We start from the raw sequence: 10,760 nt of genomic DNA on the forward strand, positions 1-10,760 counted from the left end.
AACGGAATATCGTGATCGCGCAGGAACTCCAGTTCCTCGCCGCCGCGTCCGAACACGAACGGATCGCCACCCTTCAGCCGCACGACGCGCCGGCCCGCGCGTGCGTGTTCGAGCAGCAGCGCGTGGATCCGCGACTGCGCGGTCGAATGGCCGCCTGCGGATTTGCCGACCTCGATCTGTTGCGCGTCACGCCGGGCGAGTGCGAGCACCTCCGGACTCACCAGGCGATCGTGCACGATCACGTCGGCCTGGTTGAGTGCCCGCAGCCCCTTCAGCGTCAGCAATCCGGGATCGCCGGGACCGGCGCCAACCAGCACGACACTGCCGCCGCGCGGTGTTTCGCCCGCGGCAAGTTCCGCTTCGAGCGCGGACGTCGCCAGTGCCGGCTGACCACGCCGGAGAAACCCGAGGATACGTCCATCGAACAGGCGTTCGTAGAACCGGCGGCGCGTGCCAAGATCAGGATGTCGCTGTGCAATCTGCGCGCGAAACTGCTGCGCCAATGCCGTCAAAGACCCCAGCGCCGGGTCCAGCAATGTTTCGAGCCGTTCGCGCAACTGGCGGGCGAGCATCGGCGCGGCGCCCGCCGACGAAATGGCGACGATCAGCGGCGACCGGTCAACGATGGCCGGGACATGGAACGACGACCGGCGCGCATCGTCGACGACGTTGACGAGAATGCGCCGCGCCGTCGCCGCCGTCGCGACCGCGTCGTTGACCGTGGTATCGGAGGTTGCGGCGATGACCAGCCAGACGTCATCCATCCAGTGCTCCTCGAATGCGCCTTTGAGATGACGGACTCGTCCCTGTTCACGCGCTCTGGCGAGCGAGTCGTTCAGATCAGGGGCGCCGACCGTGACGTCCGCGCCAGCCGCGAGCAGGCTCGTCACCTTGCGTGCGGCCACCTCGCCGCCGCCGACCACCAGGACGGAACGGTGCGAGAGATCGGCGAACAACGGGTACAGTTTCATCGGACCGCGAACGAGGTGAGGAGACCTTTCACGCTAGTCGCGTCGGCCGATTCGCGGAAATGATTTGTCATGGTGCGCATATGCCAGGCAGGCATGTTCTCGCGTTGTCCGCTGCGTGGACGTATAGACGGCTATGATGACCCCCGTCGGCTCCGCGGACGATGGGTTCGATGTGGCCGCCAAACGATCGGGCTTTGGTCTTGGAGAACACCGCGACACGCCCCACCTGTTCGAGTAGTACGCGCCGCCCGCTCACCCGCGGGTTCCGCCTGCGACTTTTTCCGAGCCCGATCCGATGACTCTCACCCAGCTCCGCTACCTCATCGCCATCGCCGATTCCGGCCTCAACATCACGCTGGCCGCCGAGCGCGTGCATGCGACCCAGCCAGGCCTGAGCAAGCAGCTCAAGCAGCTCGAGGATGAGCTCGGCTTCAAGCTGTTCACGCGCAAGGGCAAGAGCCTCGATGCGGTGACGGCGGCCGGGACCGAAGTGCTCGAGCGCGCACGCATCATTCACGCCGAATCGGCCAACATCCGCGCGCTCGCGGCAAACCTGCGCAACGAAGCGCACGGCGAATTGCGCATCGCCACCACGCATACGCAGGCGCGTTACGCGCTGCCGCTGCCGATTGCCGCGCTTCACAGTCGTTATCCCGATGTCGGCGTGCATCTGCAGCCGGGCGGCGATGCGGAAATTCTCCAGTTGCTCGAACGCGGACAGGCCGATCTCGCCGTGACCTCGAGCGCAGGTGCTGTGCCCGCCACTGGTTTCGCGTTGCCGGCGTATCGCTGGCGACGTGTGGTGCTCGTCCCCGGCGACCACGCGCTTGCGAAGCTCATCCGGCCGCTGACCCTCGCCGATCTGTCGGCGTATCCGTTGGTGAGCTATGAATCCTCGTTGCAACCGGAGTCGTCGCTGCGACGCGCGTTCGAAGCGCAGGGCCTTCCATTGCGGCTCGCCTTCACCGCGCGCGACGCGGACCTGATACGAACCTATGTGCAGGCGGGCCTCGGGGTCGGGGTGCTTGCCGAAATGGCGGTGACCGGCGACGACGAGGGGCTGCGGGTGCTGCCGATCGAGGACCTGCTGCCGGTGTGCACCACGTGGATCGTATTGCGGCGAAATCGCGTGTTGCGCGACTACGCACTCGAATTCATCGCACAGTTCGCGCCGCACATCGATCGCCGCGATGTGCGGCGCGCGTTCGACCACGGAGTCCAGAGCGCACCGTGGCCCGAAGCGCCGCACTGGCGCGATGTCGTCGCGCTCCGCGCCGCGGCAACAACCGAAGTGAAAGACTCAGCGGGTTGATCCGGATCGTGCGATTCACACCTCGGTGTGAATCCCGCACTCGCGCTTGAGTCCGAAGAAGCGCGTGTCGTCGACGCTCAACCCGGGTTCCCAGCGGCGCGTCGTGTGCACGTCGCCGATCGACAGATACCCTTCTTCGCGCAGCGGGTGGTAGGGCAGGTCGTTCTTGTGGAGGTACACGCCGACGTCGCGATCGGTCCAGTCGGCCATCGGATGGAATTTCCAGCGGCCATCCTTCAGCTCGATGAAATCGATTCCGGTGCGCGACGTCGACTGGCTGCGGCGCAAGCCGGCGAACCAGGTATGAGCGCCGATCTCACGTAACGCCCGCTGCATCGGCTCGACCTTGCGCACGCGGTTGTAGCGTTCGATGCCGTCGACGCCTTGCTCCCACAGGCGTCCGTGACGCGCTTCCATCCACGCGATGCCGATGGTCGGACGATAGACCTTGAGATTGAGGTGCAGCCGCTCGCTCATCACGTCGACGAAACGGTAGGTCTCCGCGAACAGATAGCCGGTGTCGATCAGCACGACGGGAATCCCCGGCAATGCCTGCGTCACCAGGTGCAACGCGGCCGCCGACTGCGCGCCGAAACTCGACGACAGCACGTGCACTCCCGGGGTCGTCTCCGCTGCCCACTGGACGCGCTCGGGGGCGCTGAGTGTGGCCAGCCAGCGGTTGAGATCGGCGCGTGCGCGAATGTCTTCGGCAGCGGTGAGAAGGTCAGGCGGATTCATGCGATCACCGTTGCGGGAATGGTGCGGGGTGCTTCGGATGGCAGCAGGTCGCTGCGCAACAGGAAGTCGCCAAAGGCTTCACCGGTCGTGCGTTCACGGGCGTAACGCCCGAACAGCGGTTCGAGGGTTTCGAGGATGGTCGCTTCGTCGATGTTCTGGCGAAGCAGCCGGTTGAGGCGCTGGCCGCTGAAATCCGCGCCGAGGCGCAAGTCGTAACGCCCAGGCGCGCGACCGACGAGCGCGATTTCGCCCAGATACGGGCGCGAACAGCCATTCGGGCAACCCGACAGCCGGAGCCCGATCGGTGCATCGGTCAGGCCGTGCCGTGCGAGTTGCGCTTCGAGTTTTGACAGGACATCGGGGAGATAGCGTTCCGCTTCCGCCATCGCGAGTCCGCAGGTCGGCAACGCGACGCAGGCAAGCGCATGGCGACGGATTCCGCTCTGCGTCAGGTATCCGTCGAGCGCATGGTGCGCGACGAGTGCGTCGATTCGCGCGCGTTGGTCCGAAGCAACCCCCGCGATGATCAGGTTCTGGTTGCAGGTGAGCCGGAATTCGCCACGGTGCATGCGGGCGATTTCGCGCAGTCCGGTCAGCCATGGCTGTCCCGGGGTATCGGCGACGCGCCCCGCCGCGATATGCAATGTCAGATGCCAGTGGCCGTCGTCGCCTTGGATCCAGCCGTAGCGGTCGCCGTTGGTGTCGAAGGCAAACGGCCGCGCGGGTTCGAGCGGGAATCCGAGCCGACGTTCGAGTTCGGCCGTGAACCATGCGAGCCCGCGATGTTCGATCGTGTACTTGAGGCGGGCGTACTGGCGCTCGGCGCGGTTGCCGAAATCGCGCTGCACCGTGATGACGGTGGTTGCCAACTCGAGCAAGCGGTCGGGTGGCACGAATCCGATCACGTCGCCCAGACGCGGCCAGGTGGTCGGATCGCCGTGCGTTGCGCCCATGCCGCCGCCGACCGCCACGTTGAAGCCGAGCAGTTGGCCGTTCTCGATGATCGCGATGAGGCCCAGATCCTGGGCGAACACGTCGATGTCGTTGGTCGGCGGAATCGCGAGGCCGATCTTGAATTTGCGCGGCAGATACGTCGGTCCGTACAGCGGTTCCGATTCCTGTGCGGTGTCGACGACCTTCTCGCCGTCGAGCCAGATCTCGTGGTAAGCGCGCGTGTTCGGCAGCAGGTGTTCCGAAAGGCGCGCGGCCCAGTCGCTCGCCATCCGGTGCGCACTCGACTGCAGCGGATTGGCCGAGCTCACCACGGTGCGGTTGACGTCGCCGCACGCCGCCAGCGTGTCGATCAGCGTCGCGTTGATTGCGGCAATCGTCGGTTTGAGCTTCCGCTTGATCACGCCGTGCCACTGGAAGGTCTGGCGCGACGTGATGCGCAGCGTGCCGTTGGCGTGTTCACGCGCGATCGCGTCGAAGCCCAGCCACTGCGCGGGCGTCAACACGCCACCAGGCAGGCGCGCACGGATCATGAAGGAGAATGCGGGTTCGAGCTTTTGCTGGCGACGTTCTTCGCGCAGGTCGCGGTCGTCCTGCTGATAGCTGCCGTGGAACTTCAGCAGCTTGCCGTCGTCGTCGTCGATGGCACCCGTGACCGGATCAGCGAGCCCCTCGACGATGCCGCCGCGCAGGAAGTGGCTGGCGGCCTTGACGGATTCGAGGTGGGAAGGGCTGACGGTCATCGTCAATACACGTCGCGTGCGTAGCGCCCCTGCTGGATCAGGTCCGACAGGCGCGCCTCCGCGCTCTCGCCGTCGAGCCCGCCGTGGGTCGAGAACACATCGACCAACGCCGCGTGGACATCCTTCGCCATGCGCGTCGCGTCGCCGCAGACGTACAGGTGTGCACCGTTGTCGAGCCACTCGAACAGCGAGCGGCCGTTCTCGCGCAGGCGGTCCTGCACATAGGTTTTTCGCGTGCGCGGAATCTGCGCAATCGCCTCATCGCGCGAGAATGCAAGATCGAGCCGATGCAGAGAGCCATCCCGCAACGCGGCCTGCCATTCCGTCTGGTAGAGAAAATCGCTCTGGCTGTGGCGATTGCCGAACAGCAGCCAGTTGCGACCGCGCGCGGCGGTTTCGCGACGTTCCTGCACGAACCCGCGAAACGGAGCGACGCCGGTACCCGGGCCGATCATGATGACGTCGGTCGATCCGTCGGCCGGCACGCGGAACCGCTCGTTTGGCTCGACGAACACCGGCACGCGTGCGCCGTCGCCGCGCGACGCGAGAAACGAGGACGCGGCACCGGCATGCGAGATGCCGAACGCGTCCCAGCCAATGTCCGCGACGGTGAGGTGCACTTCGTCGCCGACTGCCTTGCGGCTCGAGGCGATCGAATACAGCCGCGGGGCCAGCGGACGCAGCGCCGCGACCAGTTCGCCGGCGGTCCACGCGGCGGGAAACGCGTGCAGCAGGTCGATCACCTGATGGCTGGCCAGAAGGCCGGCGAGATCGGTCGAGCGATCCGGTGCCAGCAGGCGATTGAGATCGTCGGCCCGGGAACGTGCTGCGTGCGCTGCGATGAACGGCCGCGACAGCTTCGTCAGCTCGCGTCGCGAGCCGAGCCACGTCCGCACCGAATGGGTTTCGCCCGCGCAGGCGACGGGTTCATCGCCGTCGAGCCGCAATGCCTGGATGACCGAATCGACCAGCGCCGACGCGTTCGTCGGCCAGACCCCGAGCGCATCGCCGGGTTCGTAGGTGAGCCCCGATCCTTCGAGAGAGAGTTCGAAATGATGGACCGCGCGCGAGCTGTCGCGCGCGGTGATCCGCTGGTTGACCAGCAGCTCGGCCGCAAACGGGTTCTCGCGACTCCATTCCGCCGGCGCCGCATGCGGATGCAGCGGTGTCACGTTCGCGCGCGGCAGTGCTGTCGTGAGCGCGTCGCGTGCCTGCGCCAGTGCCGCATCGATCCACGGTTCGGCGATTGTTTCGACATCGACGTCCGCCTCGCCCGCCGCCACCATGCGTTGCGCGCCAAGCTCGACCAGGCGCGCATCGAGCCGCCGGCCGATTGCACAAAACAGCGGATAGCTGGAATCGCCGAGACCGAGCACCGCGAATTTGAGGTCGGGCAACGTCGGAGCACGCTTGCCGGCGATGAAGTCGACCAGGCCACGCGCATCATCCGGCGGATCGCCTTCGCCTTGCGTACTGATCACGATATAGAGAAGGCGCTCCGTCTTGAGTTCGCGTTGCGGATACGCGTCGGCGCGAATCAGGCGGACTGCGAGACCGGCGCGCTCGACGGCTTGTGCAAGGCGTTCGGCGACGCGTCGTGCGTTGCCGGTCTGACTGCCGTAAATGATGGTCACCCGTTCCTGCGCACCTGCATCACGCTGCGGCAACAGTGCGACGGTGCGCGGCGGCCCGGCTGAATGGGCCAGGGCCGCCGCGTAACCGGACACCCACCAGAGGGTCGGGGCATCGAGGCCTTCGAGCAGACGAAGGATGTCGGCGGATGCGTCCCCGGGAAGTGGAGCGAACGATGGGGCCGGCAGCGCAGGCACGTCGACTTCCTCGATATGGACGTCCAGACGTCCGACAGGAAGCAGGCTAGGCCGATGTGGACCCGCGCGGAAAGGACCGCTGGTTATGCGCTTATACGCGTGGCGTTGATGGACCGGATCGAACCCGTCGACCGGCTCCGCTCAGGATGTCCGCCTGGTTGCGTTCACGATCGCATGGACCGCCAGGGTGGCGACGGCCGTTTCGAAGATGTCTCATCACGCGCAGGCATCAAAACGCTGGAAAAGCCGCTCATGCGCCCATTCCTGAACGCCGCGAATTAAAGTGCACTGGCGGGTATTGTAATTATACTGCCTAGGACATAATATTCGTGTCCATGATGACCCAGGCAACCGACAGCACCTTCGCGTACCTCATGCAGGACGTTACCCGTCACCTGCGCACGCACTTCGACCGGCGTGCGGTGCGCTTCAAGTTGACGCGTGCCCAATGGCGGGCACTGAAGGCGATTCGCCGCAAAGAGGGCCTCTCGCAGACCGAGCTCGCGGACTTCCTCGACATGCAGCCGATCCCGGTCGGTCGCGTGATCGACCGCCTCGAGAAGACCGGCTACGTCGAGCGCCGCGCCGATCCCGGCGACCGCCGACGCTGGAGCCTGTACCTGACGGCGAAAGCAAACGCGGTGGTTGCCGAGATGGAGATCATTGCGAAGGGCCTGCGGGACGACGCGTTGAGCAACGTCAAGCGCGAGGATTTCGAAACACTGGTGCGCGTGCTCGCGCAGATCAAGGACAACCTGGTCGCGCTCGACGGCGCACCAAATCAAGAAAGGGCTGCATCATGAGCGACACAACCCATCAGACACCGGATTCCGTCGCCGTGCCGGCGGCACCGAAGCGCCGTTGGGCGCGAACCGCATTGTGGATCGGTGGCCCCATCGTGGTCCTGGTGATCGGCGGCTGGCTGTACGTCACCTCCGGCCGCTACGCGTCGACCGACAACGCCTACCTGCAGGGCGATCACGTGACGATCGCGCCGCAGGTTGGCGGACGCGTGGTCGAGGTGGACGTGCGCGAAAACGGTGTGGTGCACAAGGGCGACGTGCTTTTCCGGATCGATTCCGAGCCGCTGCAGATTGCCTACGCACGCATGCAGGCGCAGGTCGAATCAGTGAAGAGCCTGCTCGACGCGGCACGCAGCGGTTACGCCTCGGCGCAGGCCGACGTGCGGTCGTCGTCGGCGGACCTCGTCTACAAGGAACAGCAGTTCGCGCGCATGAAGGAACTGCGTGGGCGCGGACTCATCGCACAGCAGTCACTCGATGATGCGGCGAACAATCTTGCCGGCGCGCGTGCCAAGAAGGATGCGAATACCGCCGCGGTCGCGAAGGCACAGAACATGCTCGGCGGCCTGCCGTCGACGCCGGACGAAAAGCTCGCCGGTTACCGGCTTGCGTTGGCCCAGCTTGCGCAGGCCAGGCTCGATCTTGATCACGCGACCGTGGTTGCGCCGATGGACGGCACGATCGGCAAGACCACGCTGCAGCCCGGCGATTTCCTCGCCGTTGGCCAGGCGGCGATGCCGCTGGTCGCGAACACGCTGTGGATCGACGCGAACTTCAAGGAAACCGATCTCACCCATGTTGCGGTCGGACAGCCGGCGACGATCGAGGTCGATACGTTCCCGGGCAAGACGTGGAAGGCCCGCGTTGCATCGATCAGCCCCGCATCCGGTGCGGAGTTTTCACTGCTGCCTGCGCAGAACGCGACCGGCAACTGGGTGAAGATCGTGCAGCGCATTCCGGTGCGCCTGGTGATCGAGGAACCCGAACGCGAGGGCATGATCCTGCGCGCCGGAATGAGTACATCGGTCGACATCGATACCGGCCGGCAGAACTCGCTGCTGGGGCGCTGGCAGGGCGGCGCCGAACCGGTGACGCGCGTGGCGCAGGCGCCGTAACGCCTGACGTTGTCTCCACCGTCCCGATTGTCCATCGACGTCCTGTCCGCGAAAGCAGGCGCCGCTGGAACTGGATGCCCGCGGTCGCGGGCATGACGTGAAAAACAATCAGCGAAGTATCCAGATGCCATGACTCCCTCCGCCACCCATCGTGAAGTCGCCAATCGCGGCCTGCTGGTCGTGTCGGTGATGCTTGCCACCCTGATGCAGGCGCTCGATACGACGATTGCGAACGTCGCGCTGCCGAACATGCAGGGCACGTTGTCCGCGACGCAGGACCAGATTTCGTGGGTGCTGACGTCGTACATCGTCGCCGCGGCGATCGCGACGCCGGCGACTGGCTGGCTCGCCTCGATCATGGGTCGGCGGCGCCTGCTGCTGATCGCGATCTCCGGTTTCACGATCGCATCGGTGCTGTGCGGCATCGCCACCGGCATCGGCGAGATGGTTGCGTTCCGTCTGTTGCAGGGCCTGTTTGGCGCGTCGCTGGTTCCGCTGTCGCAGTCGACCTTGCTCGACGTGTATCCACCGGAAAAACACGGCGCCGCCATGGCGATGTGGGGCATGGGTGTAATGGTCGGGCCGATTCTCGGGCCGCCGCTTGGCGGCTGGCTGACCGACGCGTACAGCTGGCATTGGGTGTTCCTGATCAACGTGCCGATCGGCGCGCTCGCGCTGTTCGGAGTCGCCGCAAGCCTGCCGACCGACGAGACGCGGCCGTCGCGCTTCGACTGGCGCGGGTTCTCGTTTCTCGCGATCGGCATCGGCGCTCTGCAATTGTTTCTTGATCGCGGCCAGCAGCAGGACTGGTTCGGCTCGGTCGAGATCCAGATCGAGGCTGCGCTCGCGTTCCTCGGGTTCTATCTGTATTTCGCGCACTGGAAGCTGAGCGAGAAATCGTTCCTCAATCTCGGCCTGTTCGCCGATCGCAACTTTCTCGCCAGCAACATCTTCATTTTCGTTCTCGGAGTGGTGCTGTTCGCGACGATGGCGCTGTTGCCGCCGTATCTGCAGAACCTGATGAACTATCCCGTCGTCACCACCGGCCTGCTGCTTGCGCCACGCGGCGTCGGCACGCTGATCGCGATGATGCTGGTCGGTCGGCTGATGGCGCGCGGCGCCGATGCGCGCGTTCTCGCCGGCATCGGTATGCTGCTGACCGCGTATTCGCTGTGGCAGATGATGCATTTCAATCTCGAAGTGCCGCAGCATGTGATCGTCACGACCGGCGTCATCCAGGGTCTCGGCCTCGGCCTTGTGTTCGTGCCGATCTCGACGATGGCGTACTCGACACTGCCGGCGAACACGCGCACCGAAGCGGCCGGCATCTTCAGCCTGATGCGCAACATCGGATCGAGCGTCGGCATTTCGATCGTGATGACGCTGCTGTCGCGCAACACGCAGATCAACCACGCCGAGATCGCGTCGCGGCTGACGCCGTTCGGCAGCAACATGGCGCAGATGCCGTCCTCCTTCTCGGGTTCGCTCGCAGGTCTTGCCGCGCTCAATGGCGAGGTCACGCGACAGGCATCGGCAATCGCCTTCCTCAACGACTTCTGGCTGATGATGGTGATGACGCTGGTCGCGATCCCGTTGCTGCTGTTGCTGCGGCCGGTGAAGTCGCGCAGCGTTCCGGCAATCGTTGCCGATCACTGATCCGCGCTCCATGTCGCAGCCGCGGTGCGGCCGAGCGATCTGGTTTGCTCGTGTAGCATCCGCGCATGGATGCGAATTCTCCCGCGTTGCCCTTGCTCGAACTCGATTGCGGCATCGCGCGGTTGCGTCCGTGGCGTCCCGATGACCTGGACAGTCTCGTCGAGCATGCAAGCAACGCAAACGTCTCGCGCGGCCTCGCCGACCGGTTTCCGTATCCGTACACCGGCAGTGACGGGCGTGCGTGGCTTGCGCGCGCAGTCAACGAGTCCGATCGATCGTGGGCAGTGGAGATCGACGGCGCGGCGGTCGGCGGCGTCAGTCTGCACCCCGGCAAGGACGAGCGCAGGTACTCGGCGGAACTTGGCTATTGGCTCGGCCAGATGTTGTGGGGACGCGGCATCATGACGTCCGTTGTTGCGTGCTTTGCCGATCATGCGATGGCGGACTTCCAGCTGCATCGGTTGTTCGCGAGCGTGTATTCGAGCAATCCTGCATCGGCGCGCGTGCTGGAAAAGGCAGGCTTCGAGCGGGAAGGCGTGCAGCGCAGTGCGATCGTCAAGCGCGGCGAACTGCTGGATCTGCAGGTTTACGCGCGGGTGCGCACGCAGTTGTAGCCATTTCTGGAACAATGGGAGTGCGCAA

9 protein-coding genes are annotated in these 10,760 nt (G+C 65.4%); 5 read left to right on the plus strand and 4 right to left on the minus strand.

Annotation, left to right across the window (positions count from 1 at the left end):
- Positions 1 to 971, minus strand: a 971-nt coding sequence (gene cysG / locus ABIV12_RS09065; RefSeq protein ID WP_348058453.1) for a siroheme synthase CysG, incomplete at its 3' end; no start/stop codon positions are given.
- Positions 972 to 1,266: 295 nt separating this feature from the next.
- On the opposite strand from cysG, the gene ABIV12_RS09070 reads away from it, so the two are divergent.
- Positions 1,267 to 2,283 carry a LysR substrate-binding domain-containing protein gene (locus tag ABIV12_RS09070; RefSeq protein WP_348058455.1) on the plus strand — a complete coding sequence of 339 codons (1,017 nt, stop codon included), beginning with the start codon at positions 1,267 to 1,269 and terminating at the stop codon, positions 2,281 to 2,283.
- A 15-nt stretch (positions 2,284 to 2,298) separates the two neighbouring features.
- Here ABIV12_RS09070 and ABIV12_RS09075 read toward each other — a convergent pair whose 3' ends face one another.
- The 3 genes from ABIV12_RS09075 to ABIV12_RS09085 are packed head-to-tail and all read right to left on the minus strand — an operon-like array spanning position 2,299 to position 6,544.
- Positions 2,299 to 3,021, minus strand: coding sequence for a phosphoadenylyl-sulfate reductase (locus tag ABIV12_RS09075; protein ID WP_348058457.1), 723 nt, complete (start codon positions 3,019 to 3,021; stop codon positions 2,299 to 2,301).
- Positions 3,018 to 4,715, minus strand: coding sequence for an assimilatory sulfite reductase (NADPH) hemoprotein subunit (gene cysI / locus ABIV12_RS09080; RefSeq protein ID WP_348058459.1), 1,698 nt, complete (start codon positions 4,713 to 4,715; stop codon positions 3,018 to 3,020). Before cysI ends, ABIV12_RS09075 begins: the two co-directional genes overlap by 4 nt.
- Positions 4,716 to 4,717: 2 nt before the next feature.
- On the minus strand, positions 4,718 to 6,544 hold the full coding sequence (locus ABIV12_RS09085; RefSeq protein ID WP_348058461.1) for an assimilatory sulfite reductase (NADPH) flavoprotein subunit: 1,827 nt from the start codon (positions 6,542 to 6,544) through the stop codon (positions 4,718 to 4,720).
- A 335-nt stretch (positions 6,545 to 6,879) separates the two neighbouring features.
- Between ABIV12_RS09085 and ABIV12_RS09090 the strand changes: the two genes are divergently transcribed.
- The 4 genes from ABIV12_RS09090 (at position 6,880) to ABIV12_RS09105 (ending at position 10,732) form a co-directional block, all read left to right on the plus strand.
- Positions 6,880 to 7,347: a MarR family transcriptional regulator gene (locus tag ABIV12_RS09090; protein ID WP_348058469.1), complete on the plus strand. Its 468-nt coding sequence runs from the start codon at positions 6,880 to 6,882 to the stop codon at positions 7,345 to 7,347.
- Complete coding sequence (locus tag ABIV12_RS09095) at positions 7,344 to 8,462, plus strand: HlyD family secretion protein (protein ID WP_348058463.1); 1,119 nt, start codon at positions 7,344 to 7,346, stop codon at positions 8,460 to 8,462. Before ABIV12_RS09090 ends, ABIV12_RS09095 begins: the two co-directional genes overlap by 4 nt.
- Before the next feature lie 129 nt (positions 8,463 to 8,591).
- The gene (locus ABIV12_RS09100) at positions 8,592 to 10,118 is read left to right on the plus strand and encodes a DHA2 family efflux MFS transporter permease subunit (protein WP_348058465.1); all 1,527 of its coding nucleotides are present in this window, start codon (positions 8,592 to 8,594) and stop codon (positions 10,116 to 10,118) included.
- A 65-nt stretch (positions 10,119 to 10,183) separates the two neighbouring features.
- Positions 10,184 to 10,732 carry a GNAT family N-acetyltransferase gene (locus tag ABIV12_RS09105; RefSeq protein WP_348058467.1) on the plus strand — a complete coding sequence of 183 codons (549 nt, stop codon included), beginning with the start codon at positions 10,184 to 10,186 and terminating at the stop codon, positions 10,730 to 10,732.
- Positions 10,733 to 10,760 lie beyond the last annotated feature (28 nt).

The organism is Dokdonella sp. (assembly GCF_039926425.1).
Taxonomy (GTDB): Bacteria; Pseudomonadota; Gammaproteobacteria; order Xanthomonadales; family Rhodanobacteraceae; genus Dokdonella_A.

What these genes read in the sequence shown, in the direction of transcription:
- ABIV12_RS09070 (WP_348058455.1), top strand. Translation starts at nt 1,267, where the DNA reads ATGACTCTCACCCAGCTCCGCTACCTCATCGCCATCGCCGATTCCGGC.
- ABIV12_RS09075 (WP_348058457.1), bottom strand. Translation starts at nt 3,021, where the DNA reads ATGAATCCGCCTGACCTTCTCACCGCTGCCGAAGACATTCGCGCACGC.
- cysI (WP_348058459.1), bottom strand. Translation starts at nt 4,715, where the DNA reads ATGACCGTCAGCCCTTCCCACCTCGAATCCGTCAAGGCCGCCAGCCAC.
- ABIV12_RS09090 (WP_348058469.1), top strand. Translation starts at nt 6,880, where the DNA reads ATGATGACCCAGGCAACCGACAGCACCTTCGCGTACCTCATGCAGGAC.
- ABIV12_RS09095 (WP_348058463.1), top strand. Translation starts at nt 7,344, where the DNA reads ATGAGCGACACAACCCATCAGACACCGGATTCCGTCGCCGTGCCGGCG.
- ABIV12_RS09100 (WP_348058465.1), top strand. Translation starts at nt 8,592, where the DNA reads ATGACTCCCTCCGCCACCCATCGTGAAGTCGCCAATCGCGGCCTGCTG.
- ABIV12_RS09105 (WP_348058467.1), top strand. Translation starts at nt 10,184, where the DNA reads ATGGATGCGAATTCTCCCGCGTTGCCCTTGCTCGAACTCGATTGCGGC.